Source organism: Curtobacterium sp. MCLR17_054 (genome assembly GCF_003234335.2).
GTDB lineage: Bacteria > Actinomycetota > Actinomycetes > Actinomycetales > Microbacteriaceae > Curtobacterium > Curtobacterium flaccumfaciens.
Genome location: NZ_CP126263.1, coordinates 386,431 through 403,637, shown reverse-complemented (window position 1 = coordinate 403,637; position 17,207 = coordinate 386,431). Strand labels below are relative to the sequence as shown.

Genomic DNA, 17,207 nt, shown 5'->3' with positions numbered 1-17,207 from the left:
GGGTCGCCGCTGCTGCGGTCGAGGTCGTCACTTCTGGAGCGCTGCCTTCACCGCGTCGATGTTCGCCTGCTGCCACGAGACGTAATCCTGCCCCTTGGGGAGCGTCTCCGTGACACCGACGACGGGGATGTCGTTCTGCTCGGCCGCCTTCTGGACCTGCTCGGTCTCGGGGCTGGACGCCTGGTTGTTGTAGGCGAGGAGCTGCACGCGCTTGCCGGTGAACAGCGCGAGGGTGTCGCGGAGGGCCGCCGGCGGGACGTCGTCGCCTTCCTCGATGGCCTCGGAGAAGTCCGGCGGGGTCTCGTTCTCGAGCCCCATCGCGTCGAACAGGTACCCGGGCACCGGCTCCGTGTACGCCACCTTGTCGCCGGAGTCCTGCTTCTTGACGGCGTCGGTCTGGGACTCGAGGTCCTCGAGCTTGGTGGTGAGCGTGGCGGCGTTCTTCTCGAAGGCGTCCTTGCCGCTCTCGTCGAGCGCGCTGAGGTCCTTCGTGACCGCCTCGACCAGCTTCACCATCGTCGGGTAGCTGTAGAAGACGTGCTCGTTGAACTCGGCACTGCCTCCCTTGTCGAGGCCGGAGAGCTTCACGACGTTGATCGTGTCCGCCTTGGTGTCCGAGGCGTTCGCGAGCGTCGTCATGAAGTCGTCGTACCCGCCACCGTTCTCGATGAGCAGGTCGGCCTTGGAAACGGAGAGCTGGGTGCGGGCGCTCGACTCGAACGAGTGCGGGTCCTGCGACGGATCGCTCAGGATGCTCGTCACGGTGACGGCGTCGCCACCGATGGTCTTGACGATCGAGCCGTAGACGTTGGTGGAGGCGACGACGTTGACCGTGCCGTCACCGCTGGCCTCCCCCGAGGCGGACGAGGTGGCGCACCCGGTCAGGGCGAGCGCGGCGGCGCCGGCGACGAGCGGGAGGGCGAGGAGGCGGTTGTGCATGGCACGACGCTAACGCCTACTGATAACGATTGTCAAAACCGCTATGAGGGCTCTCAGCGCGACCGGCAGACGGACGGGAGGCCCGGTGCCAGCTGGCACCGGGCCTCCCGTCATGGAGACGCTCGCGTCTACGGCTTGGTGGCCGCGTCGATCGTGTTCTCGGCGATCGTGTCCTCTTCACGCCCGGGGGTGCGGAGGTTCCACTTCTTGATCACGAAACTGAACAGGAAGTAGTACACGACCGCGTAGCCGAGGCCGATCGGGATGAGCCAGATCGCCCCGTCCGCCTTGCCGAAGTTCAGCACGTAGTCGATCGCGCCGGCCGAGAACGAGAACCCGTCGTGGATCCCGAGGGCGTTCACCAGGGCGAGCGAGGTGCCCGTGAGCACCGCGTGGATGATGTACAGCGGGAACGCGACGAACATGAACGAGTACTCGAGCGGCTCGGTGATGCCCGTGACGAACGAGGTCAGTGCGGCGGAGATCATGATGCCGCCGACGAGCTTGCGGTTCTGCGGCTTGGCGTTGCGCCAGATCGCCAGGGCGCCGGCGGGCAGCGCGAACATCATGATCGGGAAGAAGCCGGTCTGGAAGATGCCGGCGGTCGGGTCGCCGTTGAGGAAGCGCGCGATGTCGCCGTGGTAGATCACGCCGTCCGCGCCGGTGAAGCTGCCGAGCTGGAACCACGGGAAGAAGTTGAGCAGCTGGTGCAGCCCGATCGGGATGAGCATTCGGTTCACGAAGCCGAAGATGCCGCCGCCGATGACGGCGTTGTCGGCCACGGCCGTCCCCGCCGCGGTCAGCGCGATGTCGAAGTAGCGGTACACGAACGACATCGCGACGGCGATGACGAGACCCGCGACCGCGGTGAGGATGGGGACGAGGCGACGGCCCGAGAAGAACCCGAGGAAGTCGGGCATTTTCGTGCGGTGGAACTTCTCCCACATGACCGCCGAGACGAGCCCCATCACGATGCCGCCGAGCACCCCGAAGTTGATCATCGCCTGGTCGCCGTTGGCGTCCTTCACACCGTCGAGGACGATCGGCGACATCACCTTCCAGACCTCGAACATGACCATGTAGCCGACGACCGCCGCGAGCGCGGTGGTGCCGTCGGACTTCTTCGCCCAGCCGATCGCGATGCCCACTGCGAAGAGCAGCGGCAGCCAGTTGAAGACACCGTTTCCGGCCGCCGAGATGACTCCGGCCCACTGGCCGAAGCCGGGGATCGCCCCGAGGAGGTCGGGCTGGCCGATGCGGAGCAGGATGCCCGCTGCAGGCATGACCGCGATCGGCAGGAGCAGGCTCCGTCCGAGGCGCTGGGCCTGTGCGAACAGCCGTGACTGCTTCTTCGGCTTCTTCTTCTCCGGCACATCCGTGGCAGTGGTGGCGCTCATCGGAGGTCCTCTCGTCATTGGGTGGAGCTGTCGGGGTGAGTTGAGTCGTGCAGCCAGCGCAGGTAACCTCGGCGGTGTCGCCAGGTCCGGTCCTGTCCGGTCATGACCAGTTCCGTAGTCTGATCCGAGAGCGGTCCGGTGTCAACCTGCGACGCAAACCCTTAACGAGGAGGAAACGATGGCCGACATCAAGGCAGCCGACATCATCGCCGCACTCGGCGGTGCCGAGAACATCGAAGAGGTCGAGGGCTGCATCACGCGCCTCCGCGTCGAGGTCGAGGACGGGGACCTGGTCGACAAGGCCGCCCTGCAGGCAGCCGGGGCCCAGGCCGTCATCGGTGGCGGCACCGGCTGGCAGGTCATCGTCGGCACGGTCGCCGACAACCTCGCCCAGGACATCCAGGACGAACTGTGACCGTCGTCCGCACCCCGTTCGGCGGCCCGGTCGTCGCCCTCGCCGACGTGCCCGACCCGGTGTTCGCCGGGCAGCTCGTCGGCGCCGGCGTCGCGGTCGACCCGACGGGCGTCGAGGGTGCGATCACCGCGGTGGCCCCGGTCGACGGCACCATCGTCAAGCTGCACCCGCACGCGTTCGCCCTGCAGGGTGCCGCGGGCACCGACGTCCTGGTGCACGTCGGCATCGACACCGTGAAGCTCTCCGGCGAGGGCTTCGAGCTCCTCGTGACCGAGGGCGACACCGTCACCGCCGGTGACCCCGTCGTCCGGTTCACCCCCTCGGTGATCTCAGCAGCCGGGTACTCGCCGATCTGCCCGGTCGTCGTGCTCGGTTCGACGCCGGACAGTGTCGACCAGGGGACGGTCGGCACCACGGTGCTCGACGGCGACACCCTCTTCGAGGTCTAGGCCACTTCCCCTTCGAGAGCGACTGTGTACTGCGGAACACCCGCGGCACACAGTCGCTTTCGTGTTGTCGGGCGGACTACGCGACCGCGGGGGTCGCGGTGACCTCCATCTGCACCCGGTAGCGGTCCGATCGGTACCAGCTGCGGGTGTGCTCCACGGGTCGTTCCCCCGCGTACGACACCCGGTCGAACTCGAGGACCGGTGCTCCGGTCTTCGTCCCGAGCAGGGTCGCGACGTCGTCGGCCGCCGGGTTCGCCGCGACGGTCTGCTGCGCGCGGTCGATCGGGGTGCCGTACTCCGTGGCGATGATCGAGTACACCGACCCGGACAGGTCGTGGTCGAGCAGGCCCGGGAACGCGTCGGCCACGAGCCAGGCGTCGTCGATCGACACCGGGGCACCATCGGCCATCCGCAGGCGCTTCACGTGGAAGGCGGGCACGTCCGGGTCGATCCGCAGGGCTGCGGCGGTGTCGGCCGGCGGTACCCGCTCTTCGCGCACGAGCACCACGGTGGTCGGTTCGTGCCCCATCGCCCGCATCTCCTCGGTGAACGAGGCGAGGTGCAGCGTCGACTGCACGGGCCGGTGCGCCACGAAGGTGCCCTTGCCGCGGACGCGCTCCAGGTAGCCCTCGTTGACCAGCTGCCCGAGGGCTTCCCGCACGGTGATCCGCGAGACGCCGTACTCGGCGATGAGCTGCCGTTCGGACGGGATCGCAGCACCGGGAGCCAGTCGCGTGGTGACGAGGTCGAGCAGGATGCGCCGCAGCTGCTGGTGCTTCGGTTCGGCACCCTCGGTGATGCGGCTCGTCATGCGTCCCTCGTGCTCCGTTGCTGGTCCTGGGCGGTGGTCATGCGCGGACATGACCAGTGCCCATCACAGTAGCGAGTCAGGCCGGGAAGACCAACGTCGGGCATCTCGGTCTCTGTGGAACATGCATTTCAGATTCTTGACATCAGTGCTGCGCCGCTGCCACGATCGGTCGAGCCTCGCAGGAAGTACGTGCGACCGCTGAGGCCAGGAGCCGGCTTCCCGAAGGAGCGCCCGCTCACGCTCGCCGCAAGGGGGACCATGAACATCCGATCGGTGACGCTCGCCTACCTCGTCCCGCCCCTCCTGGCTTCCGTCCTGGGCTTCATCGGCCTGGTGCAGGTCAGTGAAGCCGGCATCGTGGGCGCCTCGTCCGTGGTGACCGCTGCCGCCGGTGCTGAGACCGGATCGAACCAGCGGGTCGCGACCGCACTCGAGCAGGTCGCCGAGGCCGAGCACGCGACGATCGCACGGGTGGTGGCGGACCGCGAAGCTCCGACGACGCGGCGCGTGGCGCTCGTCACCGACGCGCCCTCGAGCCGCGGTGCCGGCTGGCTCCTCGACGGGTACGAGGACTTCACGAGGTCGATGGCCACCACCGTCCGTCCGATGTCGGAACTCGACCAGTTCGACCCGACCGGCTCGTACTCGGTCTTCGGGGACGACGACGCTCGGCGAGCCGTCGTGAGCGCACTGACAGACGCCGGGTACGAGGTCAGCGTGGAGCGCGTGCCGCTCCTGCAACGCATCGGCGTCACCGACGGCTTGGATCGGACCTTGGCCCTGGTCGGAGCACTCGTCTCGGGATGCGTGGCGCTCTGCCTGATGACGACCGTCGGGGCCCCTCGCCGCAGCGCAGTCCGCCGACTGCACGGAGACACCACAGCCGCCATCGTCGTCCAGGAGCTGGCTGAGCTCCGGACCGCCGTGCTCGTCATCGCCATCGGAGCACCCGTCGCCGCCATCGGGCTCTGGTTCTACAACGGGCTCGCTTCGGCGGCGACCCTCGCCGCAGCGATCTCGGTGTTCCACGTGGGGCTGCTCGTTCCGGTCGTCGTCGCGCACACGATCGGCACGGTGGTCGCGTGCCGGCAGCCGTTGGCCGGCGCACTGCGGGGCGCTCGACCAGCGGGCGCGCTCCTGCTCGTCGCACAGATCGCACGGGTGCCCGCGCTGCTGTTGCTCGTCGCGGCCGTCTTCGAACTGACCGGGGCGGTGACCACCGCGCGACAGGGAACGGCAGAACGGGATCTTCGGGCGGCCGGCGAAACCGTCCAGCTCTGGGTCACCCCGGATCCCCGCCCGGTCGAGGAGCAGGCCTACTGGGACCGCATCGGTGACTTCGCCGGCGCGGCACTCGAGCGGCGTGATGCGTTCCTCGCCGCTGCGGTCGAGGTGTCGAGTGGCCGAGGGAAGTCGATGGTTCCTGCGCTCGTCGTCGACCAGGGCTACCTCGCCCTGCAGGACGTCCGTTCCGAGGACGGGGCACGCATCACCACCGACGGCGCGGAGATCGCCGTGTGGATGCCTGCCGACAGTGACCTCTCCCGCGAGCGGCTCGTCGAGGGTCTGACCGACTGGCAGTTGCGGGATGCACCCGACGCCCTCCTCGAGCACGTCACCGGCGGCACGCTGGCCCGCCAGCAGGTCTACTCGTACCCGGACGACGCGTCGTCGCGCGCGTGGCTCGACGATGCCGTGATCGTGGTCGTCCCCACGCCGGTCGACGTCTTCTCGGCCGAGGAACTCGGATCGTGGTTGTCGACCGGAGACGTCGTCTTCACGTCCCGTGCTGCCGCTGAGCGGTCGATCGGCGCGTCGGGCCTCCGCGCCGAGTTCAGCGCGGTCGTCGCGGTGGGTCAGTCTGCGGCGGAACAGGCACGGCACGCAGCGACGACCGTGGCGATCGGGACGGGCACCCTGGTCAGCACCCTCGCTGTCAGCGTCATGCTCGGGATGGTCGCCACGATCGCGCACCGACGCCGTCACGGCCGTGCGCTGTTCGCGAAGTTCACCAGTGGCGTCTCGCCCGTCCGCACCGATGCTGGCCTGCTGACGATCGAAGCCGGTCTGGTCTCGATCTCCGTCATCGCCGTCGTCAACACCTGGTGGTCGCAACGCCCGGACGGAAGCGGGCTCAGATCGGCGCTCGACCCGGTCGCGCAGTCAGCCGGAGTCGCCGGGGCGATCGCACTCGTGGCGCTCGCGGCGGTGAGCGCCACGAGCCTCGTCGTCATGGCCGTCACGGCGCGGAGCACTGCACGCAACCGAGGGAGCGGATCACGATGATCGAGGTACGGAACGCATCGAAGCGTCGCGGAGGCCGCGCGCTGTGGCACGACCTGTCGTTCGAGGTGGCGGGCGGAGAGATCGTCGGCTTGGTCGGGCCGAGCGGCTGCGGGAAGTCGACACTGCTCGACTGCATCGGGCACGTCGATGCGCTTGACCTCGGCACGATCCGGATCAACGGAGAGTCGGCGGGCTCGAACGAGCGGCGGGCACGACTGATCCGGCGGCGCCACCTCGGGTACCTGTTCCAGGACTTCGGGTTGGTACCCGACATGACGGTCCAGTCGAACGTCGACGTGGTTCGCCTGCCGGACGGACGGCGCAGACACCGAGGCATCCGGACGGGTGAGGCCCTGGGCCGTGTCGGTCTGGCCGGACGCGGAACGGACCGCGTCCACGAACTCAGCGGCGGCGAGCAGCAACGCGTCGCGATGGCGCGGCTCCTGGTGAAGCGTCCGTCGGTCATCCTCGCCGACGAGCCGACGAGTGCCCTCGACGACGGCAACGCCGCGATGGTGCTCGACCTGCTGGACGAGCTGGCGGCCGACGGAGCGGCCGTCCTGATCGCGACACACTCGTCATCGGTCGAAGCGCGCGCCGCACGGAGCATCACGCTCAGCGGACCCGCTGGCTGACGGGTCAGGCGTTGGCGACGAGCCAGGCGAACTGCTCGTCGGAGAGCAGCCGATCGGTCCAGACCTGCCCCTCGACGCCGGCGGCCGCACGGTTCTGCGCGGCGGGAGCCCCCTGCCACACCAGCGACAGCCCGGCACGACGCAGCACGGCTGCAGAAGCAGGGTTGTTCGTGAGCACCCGGCCGGTCACCGGGACGTCCGGAGCGGTGTCGGCGGCGGCACGCACGGCAGCGAGGGCGATCTCGGACGCGAAGCCCTGCCCCCATGCCGCGGGTGCCAGGCGGTAGCCGAGGTTCCAGACCCCACCGGCGGTCATGTCGACCCCGCCCACACCGACGAAGGCGTGGTCGGAGGCGCTGCGGACCGCCCAGGACCCGAGGCCGTGGCGTGCACGACCGCCGATCTTGCGCTGCACCATGTCCACGCTCGAGCTCCGCGCCACGTGCCGACCCGTGGGCAGGTGCTGCCACGTGCGGGCGTCCGAGAAGAGCGTGTGCACGTCGTCGATGTCTGCCGGGGTCAGCGGGGTGAGCAGGAGGCGATCCGTTCGGATCTCCTGCGAGGGGGTCAGGAGCTGGTGGACCATGCACCGATCATGCCGCCGACCCCCGACATCCGTGTGAACACCACGCGACGTTTGCGGAAGCCCGCAGATGGTGAGCAGGAATGGTCGAGTGGCTCGAAGCAACCCGACCACTTCTGCTCACGAAGCGGAACGACCGACGCTAGTCGAGCAGGAGCGCGGGCTCCTCGAGCACCGAGGCGACGTCGTGCACGAAGCGGGACGCCACGTCACCGTCGACGACCCGGTGGTCGAACGAGGCACCGATGGTCGTCACCATGCGCGAACGGACCTCGCCGTCGACGACCCACGGCTTCGGCTTGATCGTGCCCATCGCGACGATCGCGACCTCGCCGGGGTTGAGGATCGGGGTCCCCGTGTCCATGCCGAACACCCCGATGTTCGTGATCGACACCGTGCCGTTCGCCATCTGCTTCGGCGTGGTCTTGCCGTCGCGGGCGGTCAGGGTGAGCTCCTCGAGCGCCTGTGCCAGCTCGAGCAGCGACATGTCCTGCGCGTCCTTGATGTTCGGCACGATGAGCCCGCGCGGGGTCGCCGCGGCGATGCCGAGGTTCACGAAGTGGTGGACGATGATCTCGCGGTCGGTCCAGGTCGAGTTCACCGAACGGTTCCGGCGGACGGCCCAGATGACGGCCTTCGCAACGATGAGCAGCGGCGAGACCTTGACGCCGGCGAACGTCGGCGAGGCCTTGAGGCGCTTGACGAACTCCATCGTGTGGGTCGCGTCGACGTCGACGAACAGCGACACGTGCGGTGCCGTGAACGCGGACGTGGTCATCGCGGTGGCGATGGCCTTGCGGACGCCCTTGACCGGGATCGTCTCGCTGCGGACCTCACCCCACTCGGGCGTCTCGATGTTCCGGAAGACGCTCGCCTGCTTCGCGTGCCGGATGACGTCGTCACGGGTGACCTCGCCGGCCAGACCGGTCGCGACGATCTCGGTCAGTTCGACGCCGAGGTCCTTCGCGAGCTTCCGGATCGGCGGCTTCGCCAGCACGTTGGTCGCAGTGCTCTGCTTGTGCGCGGAGCCCGTGCCGAGGGCGCTGATCGCCTCGGCGGTGCTCTCCTCGCCCGGGTCGACGGAGGCTTCGGCCGCCGCGGCGGTGTCCACACTGGAGGCGCGGCTCGCCTCGGCCGCGAGCGCTGCGGCCCGGCGGGCGCCCGGCTTGCGACGGGAGGGCGACGAGGTCGCTGAGCCGTAGCCGACGAGGACAGCTCCGGAGGACTCGTCCGTGCCCTGGACGGAGGCGTCGACCGCGACCGGCTGGACCGGCGCCGCCGGCGCGGCGGCAGGGGCAGGTGCTGCCGGTGCGGGGGCAGCGGCGCGTGCCGGCACCGCCGCAGGAGCGGGCGGGGTCTGCGCGACCGGAGCCGACGGGGCGGCAGGGGCCGGCGGGGTGGACGCGACCATGGGCGAGACCGGGGCGGTCTGGGCGACGGGCGCCGCGCCTCCAGGCTGCTCGACAGGCTGTTCCGCAGGCGGCGTGAGGGCCGCACCGGAGGCGACCGACGCGTCCGAGTCGACGCGGATGATCGGCTTGCCGACCTCGACCGTGTCTCCCTCGGACACGAGCAGGCCCGTGACGGTGCCGGCGAACGGCGACGGGAGCTCGACGAGCGACTTCGCGGTCTCGATCTCGACGAGCACCTGGTCGACGGCGATCTCGTCCCCGATCGCGACGCGCCACTGCACGATCTCGGCCTCGGTGAGGCCTTCACCCACGTCGGGCAGGGGGAATTCGGCGGCGGCCACTACGGCTCCTTCGCGGATCTGGTCGTGCTCGGTCGGACGGGTCAGTAGGCGAGGGCGCGGTCGACGGCCTCGAGGATGCGGTCGGCATCCGGCAGGTGCAGGTGCTCGAGCTTCGACACCGGGAACGGCACGTCGAAGCCGGAGACCCGCAGCGGCGGTGCCTGCATCGTGTAGAACGCCCGCTCGGCGACGGTCGCGGCGATCTCGCTGCCGACGCTGACGAAGCCCGAGGCCTCTTGTGCGATGACCAGGCGACCGGTCTTGCGGACGGAGGCGAGCAGCGGCTCCCAGTCGATCGGCGAGATCGAGCGGAGGTCGATGACCTCGCAGCTGGTGCCCTCGGCCTCGGCGATGTCCGCCGCCTGCATCAGGGTGGCGACCATGGCGCCGTGCCCGACCAGGGTGACCTCGCTGCCGGTGCGGGCGACGCGGGTCGTGTGCATCGGGACGTGGCCGTCGACCAGGTCCACCTGGCCCTTGGGCCAGTAGCGGGACTTCGGCTCGAGGAAGATCACCGGGTCCTTCGACGCGATGGCTTCCTGGATCATCCAGTAGGCGTCGTTCGGGGTGCTCGGGCTGACGACCCGCAGACCCGGGGTGTGCGCGAAGTACGCCTCGGGGGACTCCTGGTGGTGCTCCACGGCGCCGATGTGGCCGCCGTAGGGGATGCGGATGACGACGGGCAGCGACATGTGCGCCGGCAGGCGGTTCGCCATCTTCGCGAGCTGCGAGGTGATCTGGTCGAACCCGGGCCACACGAAGCCGTCGAACTGGATCTCGACGACCGGGCGGTAGCCGCGCAGGGCGAGGCCGATCGCGGTGCCGATGATCCCGGCCTCGGCGAGCGGGGTGTCCCGCACGCGCTCGGCGCCGAAGCGGTCCTGCAGGCCCTCGGTGATGCGGAAGACGCCGCCCAGCTGGCCGATGTCCTCGCCCATCAGCAGGACCTTGTCGTCCGCTTCCAAGGCTGCGGCGAGCCCTGCGTTGAGGGCCTTGGCCATCGGCAGGGTCGGGGTGGGGTCGCTCGGGACCTCACCGGCGCCCGGGTGGGAGCGCAGGGTGTAGTCGAAGAGCTGCTCGGTGGTGCTCATGCGTGGGCGCCCCCTTCGAAGCCGGCCTCGTACTGGGCGAGCCAGGCCTTCTGCTCGGTGATCCGCGGGTGCGGTTCGCGGTACACGTTGTCGAACATGACGTCGACGGACGGTGCGGTCAGGGCGACGGTGCGGCGTCGGACGTCGGCGGCGATGTCCTCGCCCTCTTCGTCGAACGCGGCGAACTGCTCGTCCGTCGCGCCCTTCGAGCGCAGGTACGCCTCGGACCGGACGATCGGGTCGCGCAGGACCCACTCCTCGAGCTCGCCGTCGGCGCGGTACCGGCTCGGGTCGTCGGAGCTGGTGTGCGCACCGATGCGGTAGGTGTCGGCCTCGATGAAGGCCGGGCCCTGGCCGCTGCGGGCGTGCTCGGTCGCGACGACCGACGCCGTGTAGGACGCGAGGATGTCGTTGCCGTCGATCAGGACGCTCGGGATCCCGAAGCCGCGCGGGCGGTCGACGAGCGGCGTCGGGGACTGCACCGACACCGGCACCGAGATGGCCCAGTGGTTGTTCTGCAGGAAGAAGACGACCGGCGCCTTGGTCGACGCGGAGAACACGAAGGCCTCGTTGACGTCGCCCTGGCTGGTGGCGCCGTCGCCGAAGTAGACGATCGAGCAGGCGTCGCGGTCCGGGTCGCCCGTGCCGACGTCGCCGTCGAGCTTCTGGCCGAGCGCGTACCCGGTGGCGTGCAGGGTCTGCGAGCCGATCACCAGGGTGGAGATGTGCGTGTTGCCGCGCTGGTCCGGGTCCCACCCGCCGTGGGTCTGCCCGCGGTACATCGCGATGATCTCCATCGGCTCGACGCCGCGGTGCATCGTGACGGCGTGCTCGCGGTAGGACGGGAACACGTGGTCCTGGGCGCGCAGGGCGAAGGCCGAGCCGGTCTGTGCCGCCTCTTGCCCGTGGCTGGGCACCCACAGGCCGAGCTGGCCGGTGCGCTGGAGGTTGTGGCCGGCGTGGTCGAACCGACGGGTGAGCACCATGCGGCGGTGCATCGCCAGCAGGGTCTCGTCGGGGATCGCCCGCGCGGCGGCGGCGAACTCGGCGTTCTCGTCGGTCTCCACGAACCGACCCTCGGGGTCGAGGAGCCGGACGGTGGTCGTCGCGGGAGCCGCGGCGCGGAATGACATGCGGGCCAGCGTAGCGCCAGGCACTAGTCGGCCACCTGGAGGTCCCCCACAAGTGAGCGGGCTGTTTGGAGGAGCGTTTCCACAGCTTCGTGCTCGCCGATCGAGATGCGGATGCCCTCTGGCGGGAAGGCCCGGACGATGATGCCGGCGGCCTCGAACGCGGCCGCCGCGGTCGCCGTCCGCTCGCCCGTCGGCAGCCAGAGGAAGTTGCCCTGGGCGTCCGGGACGTCCCAGCCCTGGGCCCGGAGCTCGACGACGATCCGGTCGCGCAGGGTGGCGATCTCGGTCACGCGTCCGAGCAGTTCGGCCTCGCGTTCCAGGCTGGCGAGCGCCGCCGCCTGGCCCTGGGCGGTCACGGACAGCGGGATCGCGCAGGCCCGGACGGCGTCGAGCACGTAGTCCGGACCGAGCGCGTAGCCCACCCGGAGCCCGGCGAGCCCGTACGCCTTCGAGAAGGTACGGAGGACCACGAGGTTGGGGTGCGCGGCGAGCAGCGGGTGGCCGTGCACGGCGGCTTCGTCGGTCACGAACTCGGCGTATGCCTCGTCGAGCACGACCAGCACCGACTTCGGCACCGCGGCCATGAACGCGTCGAACTCCGCGGCGGTCACGATCGGCCCCGTCGGGTTGTTCGGCGAGCAGACGAGCACCATGCGGGTGCGCTCGGTGACGGCCGCGGCCATCGCGTCGAGGTCGTGCCCGCCGTCGGCGCGGTTCGGCACCTGCACGCTCGTGGCGCCGGCGACCGTGACGACCCCGGGGTACGCCTCGAACGAGCGCCAGGCGTAGACGATCTCGTCGCCCGGGCCCGAGGTCGCGCGGGCGAGCTCGTGCAGGATCGCGACACTGCCCGGGGCGACGTGCACCTGCTCGGCGGTCAGCCCGAAGCGGTTGGCCAGCACGGCGCGCAGGGCGAGGGCGGTGGCGTCGGGGTAGCGGTTGTACGAGGTCTGGGCCTGCACGGCCTCGACGACCCCGGGGAGCGGCGGGAACGGGTTCTCGTTGCTCGACAGCTTGAAGGCGGAGTCGGACGCCTGTCGCCCCTGCTTGTACGCGGGGAGGACGGCCACCTCGGGCCGGATGTGCACACGCTGCTCGCTCACGGGTCCAGGCTACCGGCAGGCCCACGGCACCCACGAGGGGAACGAGGGCATCATGGGCGCATGCGATTCCTCGTCCGCCTCGTCGTCAACGCCCTCGCGCTCTGGCTCACCACGCTCATCGTCAGCGGCGTCTCCGTGACGCCGTTCGGTGACGGCGGGACCACCGCGACCGTCCTCACCTTCCTGCTCGTGGCGTTCGTGTTCGGTCTCGTGAACGCGGTGATCGGCACGCTCATCCGGATCGTGGCGTTCCCGCTCTACATCCTCACGCTCGGGCTCATCTCGTTCGTCGTGAACGCGATCCTGCTGCTCATCGTCGCGGGCATCTCGGAGGCGTTCGGCTTCGGGCTCGAGGTCGACTCCTTCGGCTGGGGCATCGTCGGTGCCTTCGTGCTCGCGGTCTTCGCCTGGCTGATCGGGCTCTTCGCCCGCCCGGTGCTCAACCGCCAGCGGGCGTGACCCCGGCGGACCTCGCGGAGGACCCCGCCCTGCGTCATGATGTGCTCATGACCCAGGACGTCGACGCCCCGTTCCGCGTCTCGTTCGTCTGCAGCGGCAACATCTGCCGCTCCCCCATGGCCGGGGTCGTGTTCGCGCAGATCGCCGCGGACGCCGGTCTCGCCGACCGGTTCCAGGTGGAGTCGGCCGGCACCGGTGACTGGCACGTCGGCGAACCCGCCGACGAGCGCACGATCGCAGCGCTGGCGGCGCGCGGATACGATGGCAGCAGGCATCGCGCCCGTCAGTTCGACCCGGACCGGTTCCCGGACCTCGACCTGGTGGTCGCACTCGACCGCTCCCACGAGCGCATCCTGCGTTCGTGGGCCCCGACGATGGACGACTCCGCCAAGGTGACGCTCCTGTTGCGGTACGACGCCGCCTGGCCCCAGCAGGCCGACGTGCCGGACCCGTACTACGCGGACCGGCACGAGTTCGACCGAGTGCTCTCGACCGTCGAACGGGCCTGCCGGGCGCTCTTCCACCAGCTCGAGCCGGCAGTCCGTCAGGGAGCCCCATGACCCCCCTTCCCCCGCAGCCGATCAGCCCGCTCGACGGGCGCTACTACCCGATCGTGCACACGGTGGGCGAGCACCTCTCCGAGGCCGGCCTCAACCGCGCGCGCATCGTGGTCGAGGTCGAGTGGCTCATCTTCCTGACCGACCACGCGATGTTCACCACCTCGCCGCTCAGCGTCGACGACAAGGCAGCACTGCGCCGGATCGTCGAGACCTTCGGCCAGGACCAGATCGCGGAGCTCGCCGACATCGAGGCGACGACCCGTCACGACGTCAAGGCCGTCGAGTACTTCGTGCGCCGCCGACTGTCCGAGCTCGGGCTCGACGCGATCGCCGAGCTCACCCACTTCGCCGCCACGAGCGAGGACGTCAACAACCTGTCCTACGCACTCACCGTGCGGGACACCGTCGACCAGGTCTGGCTGCCCGGCTTCCGTGCCGTGCTCGAGAAGCTCCGGACGCTCGCCGTCGAGCTGAAGAGCGTGCCGATGCTCTCGCACACCCACGGTCAGCCGGCCACCCCGACGACGCTCGGCAAGGAGCTCGCGGTCGTCGTCTACCGACTCGAGCGCGTGCTCGCCCAGATCGAGGGCGGCGAGTACCTCGGCAAGTTCTCCGGCGCGACCGGCACCTTCTCGGCACACCTCGCCGCCGACCCCGAGGCCGACTGGCCCGCGCTGTCCCGCGAGTTCGTCGAGGGCCTCGGCCTGACGTGGAACCCGCTCACCACGCAGATCGAGTCGCACGACTGGCAGGCCGAGCTCTACGACCGGGTGCGCCACGCCAACCGGATCCTGCACAACCTGGCCACCGACGTGTGGACCTACATCTCGATGGGGTACTTCACGCAGATCCCCGTCGCGGGTGCCACCGGGTCGTCGACGATGCCCCACAAGATCAACCCGATCAAGTTCGAGAACGCCGAGGCGAACCTCGAGATCTCGTCGGCGCTCTTCTCGACGCTGTCCGAGACCCTCGTGACGAGCCGACTGCAGCGGGACCTGACCGACTCCACCACCCAGCGGAACATCGGCGTCGCGTTCGGGCACTCGCTGCTCGCGCTCGACAACCTGCGCCGCGGTCTGGGCGAGATCGCCGTGAACGAGGCCAAGCTCGCCGACGACCTCGACCACAACTGGGAGGTCCTCGCCGAGGCGATCCAGACGGTCATCCGTGCCGAGGTCACCGCCGGGCAGTCGAACATCGAGGACCCCTACGCGATGCTCAAGGAGCTCACGCGGGGCAAGCGGGTGAGCCAGCAGGACCTCATCGTGTTCGTGAACCGTCTTGACATCTCCGACGGCGCGAAGGCCCGGCTGACCAACCTGACGCCGGCGACCTACACGGGCCTGGCGGACGAGCTGGTCGACCACCTCGACGTCTGAGCACGACGGACCGGCGGCCGGACGGTCGTCGGTCCGTCATCGGATCCGCGTCCGGGGGGTGCGGAATCCTGAGCGGTTCGATAGGTTCGTATCGCTGAGTACATCTCAGCACGGGGGGCGTCGCAGTGGATGCACCCTGTCCACTGACCGGATGGATCTCCACACCGTGCTTCGTTCTCGCATCACCGCGGCCGCCGTCGGCGCCACCGTGCTCGGCGTCTCCGCCGCCCTCGTCCCGACGGTCTCGACCGCCCTGGTGACGAGCACCGCTGCTTCGGCCATCGTCACCTGGACCGACTCGGCCGACGACTTCACCGCCGCGCCGACGGGCACCTTCCCGCTGACCGACCAGTGGTACTGGGCGTCCGTGACCGACCTGGACGGTGGCGGTTCGATCACCGACCACGCCACGCTGGACGAGGACGGCCTGTCCGTCTCCGAGGGCGAGGCCGTCGGCCTGGTCCGCGGCCTGAACGAGCCCGTGCCCGCGAGCAGCGTCCCCGCCCTCGCCGCCGGCATCAGCATGACGACCACCGGCGCGACGAGCTTCGGTCTCGCGGTCCAGGAGGGCGGCGACACCAGCGCGCAGACCGTGGTCTTCGCCACGGACGCGCCCGAGACCGGTGACGGCGTCGGCATCTCCGACGGCACCAGCAACTGGATCGACCCCGCGACCGGCGAGGTCGAGTCGACGACGGAGCTCACGGCCGACCTCGAGGCCGCCGACGCGCAGGTCGTCGGGTACGTCGTCTACGTCGGCATCGACGTCGCCGCCGACACCACGGCCCCGCCGACGCCCGAGCCGACCGAGACGCCAGCTCCGACCGACGAGCCCACCCCGGCCCCGACCGTCGACGGCACCCCGGCACCGAGCGCGCTGCCCAGCAGCGAGCTGAAGAGCCTCGCCGCCCCGCTCGAGGCGAACGGTCAGTCGCTCGCCGCCGACGCCAGCGGTTCGATCTCCGCGCTCCGCATCGACGACACCACGACGTACTTCACGCCGCAGCCCACCGCGGCCGCCGAGCTCCTCACCCCGACGGCCACGCTGACCGAGGCCACCACCACCGGAGTCCGCATCCAGGGCTCGGGCTTCGCTCCGAACGAGCTCGTCGGCGCCGGAGTCGGCACCGGCGCCCAGGGCACCGACATCCCCGGGGTCGCGTTCCGCGCCGACGCCGACGGCAACGTCTCCGGCACCATCGTCCTGCCCGCCGACTTCGTGAACACCGCCGGCGCGTACAGCGTCGGTCTCGTCGGCGCCTCGTCGGCGCAGGCCGCGCAGGCCGCGCTCACCGTCACGGCCGACCCGGCCGCTGCCGGTGACCCGGGCACGGCACCGGTCGCCGTCCCGGTGCCCGGAACGGCGAACTTCACGGGCTGATCTTGCCGATCCTCCCGACCGAGCCACGGCGGCGTGCGACTGTGATCGCCGCCGCCGTGGCGGTCGTCTGTGCGGGGGCCGTCGCGTTCGTCGCGCTCGGTCCCCTGTCAGCCGCGCCCGCCCCGACACCGACCCGGTCCGTCGCGGCACCGACGCCCACCCCCACGACGACACCGGAGCCGACCCGGTCGGCAGCGCCCGTCAACGCGGTCGACGCCCCGGCCAGCACCACCGTCGCCGCCGTCACCGGCGCGTCCGTCCCGGTCAGCGCGAGCGCGGGCGGCACGGCGACACAGACCCTCGAGAACCCGCAGGCGTCCGGTGCCCCGCTCGTCTTCCGGGTCGTCGACCAGCAGGACGGCTGGGCGGAGGTGCAGCTCGCACAGCGCCCGAACGGCAGCACCGGTTGGGTGCCGACCAGCGCCGTCACCCTGACCGAGGACCCGTACGCGATCGTCGTCACCCGCTCGACGAAGACGCTCGACCTGTACAAGGACGGCAAGGTCGTCGACAGCTACCCCGTCGCCACCGGCACCGGCGGCACACCGTCGCCGACCGGCCGGTTCGCGCTGACCGAGCTGCTCGCACCGACCAACGAGGGCTACGGCCCGTACGCGTACGGCACGACGGCGTTCTCGGACGTGCTCAACTCGTTCGGCGGTGGCCCCGGCCAGATCGGGCTGCACGGCACGGAGGACACGTCGAGCATCGGCACCGCCGCCTCGCACGGCTGCATCCGCATGCACAACGCCGACATCACGGCGCTGGCGGAGCGCCTGCCGCTCGGCACGCCGTTCCAGGTGCGCTGACGTTCCAGGTGCGCTGACGTT

At 70.4% G+C, this 17,207-nt stretch carries 17 protein-coding genes; 9 read left to right on the top strand and 8 right to left on the bottom strand.

The window, feature by feature from the left end:
- Nucleotides 1–27 precede the first annotated feature (27 nt).
- Together DEJ08_RS02005 and DEJ08_RS02000 are read right to left on the bottom strand one after the other, a co-directional pair.
- On the bottom strand, nt 28–939 hold the full coding sequence (locus DEJ08_RS02005) for a metal ABC transporter solute-binding protein, Zn/Mn family (RefSeq protein ID WP_111039737.1): 912 nt from the start codon (nt 937–939) through the stop codon (nt 28–30).
- A gap of 128 nt (nt 940–1,067) precedes the next feature.
- Complete coding sequence (locus tag DEJ08_RS02000) at nt 1,068–2,336, bottom strand: PTS transporter subunit EIIC (RefSeq protein WP_111039738.1); 1,269 nt, start codon at nt 2,334–2,336, stop codon at nt 1,068–1,070.
- Between the two features lie 178 nt (nt 2,337–2,514).
- Between DEJ08_RS02000 and DEJ08_RS01995 the strand changes: the two genes are divergently transcribed.
- Together DEJ08_RS01995 and DEJ08_RS01990 are read left to right on the top strand one after the other, a co-directional pair.
- Nucleotides 2,515–2,751: a PTS sugar transporter subunit IIB gene (locus tag DEJ08_RS01995; RefSeq protein WP_027464959.1), complete on the top strand. Its 237-nt coding sequence runs from the start codon at nt 2,515–2,517 to the stop codon at nt 2,749–2,751.
- Nucleotides 2,748–3,200: a PTS sugar transporter subunit IIA gene (locus DEJ08_RS01990; protein ID WP_111053907.1), complete on the top strand. Its 453-nt coding sequence runs from the start codon at nt 2,748–2,750 to the stop codon at nt 3,198–3,200. Before DEJ08_RS01995 ends, DEJ08_RS01990 begins: the two co-directional genes overlap by 4 nt.
- Nucleotides 3,201–3,276: 76 nt before the next feature.
- On the opposite strand, the gene DEJ08_RS01985 is transcribed toward DEJ08_RS01990, so the two are convergent.
- Nucleotides 3,277–4,011 carry a GntR family transcriptional regulator gene (locus tag DEJ08_RS01985; protein ID WP_017886466.1) on the bottom strand — a complete coding sequence of 245 codons (735 nt, stop codon included), beginning with the start codon at nt 4,009–4,011 and terminating at the stop codon, nt 3,277–3,279.
- 258 nt (nt 4,012–4,269) lie between these two features.
- Between DEJ08_RS01985 and DEJ08_RS01980 the strand changes: the two genes are divergently transcribed.
- The gene (locus tag DEJ08_RS01980) at nt 4,270–6,297 is read left to right on the top strand and encodes a bacteriocin-associated integral membrane family protein (protein ID WP_111053908.1); all 2,028 of its coding nucleotides are present in this window, start codon (nt 4,270–4,272) and stop codon (nt 6,295–6,297) included.
- A complete protein-coding gene (locus tag DEJ08_RS01975; RefSeq protein ID WP_111053909.1) occupies nt 6,294–6,932 on the top strand; it encodes an ABC transporter ATP-binding protein in 639 nt (212 codons plus the stop codon). Before DEJ08_RS01980 ends, DEJ08_RS01975 begins: the two co-directional genes overlap by 4 nt.
- A gap of 4 nt (nt 6,933–6,936) precedes the next feature.
- Here DEJ08_RS01975 and DEJ08_RS01970 read toward each other — a convergent pair whose 3' ends face one another.
- The 5 genes from DEJ08_RS01970 to DEJ08_RS01950 all read right to left on the bottom strand — a co-directional run bounded on the left by DEJ08_RS01970 (nt 6,937) and on the right by DEJ08_RS01950 (nt 12,595).
- Nucleotides 6,937–7,518: a GNAT family N-acetyltransferase gene (locus DEJ08_RS01970; RefSeq protein WP_111053910.1), complete on the bottom strand. Its 582-nt coding sequence runs from the start codon at nt 7,516–7,518 to the stop codon at nt 6,937–6,939.
- Nucleotides 7,519–7,657: 139 nt separating this feature from the next.
- Complete coding sequence (locus DEJ08_RS01965; RefSeq protein ID WP_111053911.1) at nt 7,658–9,268, bottom strand: dihydrolipoamide acetyltransferase family protein; 1,611 nt, start codon at nt 9,266–9,268, stop codon at nt 7,658–7,660.
- A 41-nt stretch (nt 9,269–9,309) separates the two neighbouring features.
- The gene (locus DEJ08_RS01960) at nt 9,310–10,269 is read right to left on the bottom strand and encodes an alpha-ketoacid dehydrogenase subunit beta (RefSeq protein WP_111053936.1); all 960 of its coding nucleotides are present in this window, start codon (nt 10,267–10,269) and stop codon (nt 9,310–9,312) included.
- 86 nt (nt 10,270–10,355) lie between these two features.
- The gene (locus tag DEJ08_RS01955) at nt 10,356–11,492 is read right to left on the bottom strand and encodes a thiamine pyrophosphate-dependent dehydrogenase E1 component subunit alpha (RefSeq protein ID WP_071404900.1); all 1,137 of its coding nucleotides are present in this window, start codon (nt 11,490–11,492) and stop codon (nt 10,356–10,358) included.
- 23 nt (nt 11,493–11,515) lie between these two features.
- Nucleotides 11,516–12,595 carry a histidinol-phosphate transaminase gene (locus DEJ08_RS01950; RefSeq protein WP_111053912.1) on the bottom strand — a complete coding sequence of 360 codons (1,080 nt, stop codon included), beginning with the start codon at nt 12,593–12,595 and terminating at the stop codon, nt 11,516–11,518.
- 60 nt (nt 12,596–12,655) lie between these two features.
- Between DEJ08_RS01950 and DEJ08_RS01945 the strand changes: the two genes are divergently transcribed.
- The 5 genes from DEJ08_RS01945 (at nt 12,656) to DEJ08_RS01925 (ending at nt 17,186) form a co-directional block, all read left to right on the top strand.
- Complete coding sequence (locus tag DEJ08_RS01945) at nt 12,656–13,054, top strand: phage holin family protein (protein ID WP_071404898.1); 399 nt, start codon at nt 12,656–12,658, stop codon at nt 13,052–13,054.
- Between the two features lie 47 nt (nt 13,055–13,101).
- Nucleotides 13,102–13,614 (top strand): low molecular weight protein-tyrosine-phosphatase, encoded by a 513-nt coding sequence (locus tag DEJ08_RS01940; protein WP_017886476.1) that lies wholly within the window; start codon nt 13,102–13,104, stop codon nt 13,612–13,614.
- Nucleotides 13,611–14,996, top strand: coding sequence for an adenylosuccinate lyase (gene purB / locus DEJ08_RS01935; RefSeq protein ID WP_111053913.1), 1,386 nt, complete (start codon nt 13,611–13,613; stop codon nt 14,994–14,996). Before DEJ08_RS01940 ends, purB begins: the two co-directional genes overlap by 4 nt.
- 151 nt (nt 14,997–15,147) lie before the next feature.
- The gene (locus DEJ08_RS01930; protein ID WP_111053914.1) at nt 15,148–16,377 is read left to right on the top strand and encodes a hypothetical protein; all 1,230 of its coding nucleotides are present in this window, start codon (nt 15,148–15,150) and stop codon (nt 16,375–16,377) included.
- A 2-nt stretch (nt 16,378–16,379) separates the two neighbouring features.
- Nucleotides 16,380–17,186, top strand: coding sequence for a L,D-transpeptidase family protein (locus DEJ08_RS01925; RefSeq protein ID WP_284180497.1), 807 nt, complete (start codon nt 16,380–16,382; stop codon nt 17,184–17,186).
- Nucleotides 17,187–17,207 lie beyond the last annotated feature (21 nt).

Coding starts and splice junctions, on each gene's coding strand:
- DEJ08_RS01975 (WP_111053909.1), top strand. CDS start 6,294: ATGATCGAGGTACGGAACGCATCGAAGCGTCGCGGAGGCCGCGCGCTG.
- DEJ08_RS01980 (WP_111053908.1), top strand. CDS start 4,270: ATGAACATCCGATCGGTGACGCTCGCCTACCTCGTCCCGCCCCTCCTG.
- DEJ08_RS01955 (WP_071404900.1), bottom strand. CDS start 11,492: ATGTCATTCCGCGCCGCGGCTCCCGCGACGACCACCGTCCGGCTCCTC.
- purB (WP_111053913.1), top strand. CDS start 13,611: ATGACCCCCCTTCCCCCGCAGCCGATCAGCCCGCTCGACGGGCGCTAC.
- DEJ08_RS01940 (WP_017886476.1), top strand. CDS start 13,102: ATGACCCAGGACGTCGACGCCCCGTTCCGCGTCTCGTTCGTCTGCAGC.
- DEJ08_RS01930 (WP_111053914.1), top strand. CDS start 15,148: ATGGATCTCCACACCGTGCTTCGTTCTCGCATCACCGCGGCCGCCGTC.
- DEJ08_RS02005 (WP_111039737.1), bottom strand. CDS start 939: ATGCACAACCGCCTCCTCGCCCTCCCGCTCGTCGCCGGCGCCGCCGCG.
- DEJ08_RS02000 (WP_111039738.1), bottom strand. CDS start 2,336: ATGAGCGCCACCACTGCCACGGATGTGCCGGAGAAGAAGAAGCCGAAG.
- DEJ08_RS01995 (WP_027464959.1), top strand. CDS start 2,515: ATGGCCGACATCAAGGCAGCCGACATCATCGCCGCACTCGGCGGTGCC.
- DEJ08_RS01945 (WP_071404898.1), top strand. CDS start 12,656: ATGCGATTCCTCGTCCGCCTCGTCGTCAACGCCCTCGCGCTCTGGCTC.
- DEJ08_RS01970 (WP_111053910.1), bottom strand. CDS start 7,518: ATGGTCCACCAGCTCCTGACCCCCTCGCAGGAGATCCGAACGGATCGC.
- DEJ08_RS01985 (WP_017886466.1), bottom strand. CDS start 4,011: ATGACGAGCCGCATCACCGAGGGTGCCGAACCGAAGCACCAGCAGCTG.
- DEJ08_RS01960 (WP_111053936.1), bottom strand. CDS start 10,269: ATGGCCAAGGCCCTCAACGCAGGGCTCGCCGCAGCCTTGGAAGCGGAC.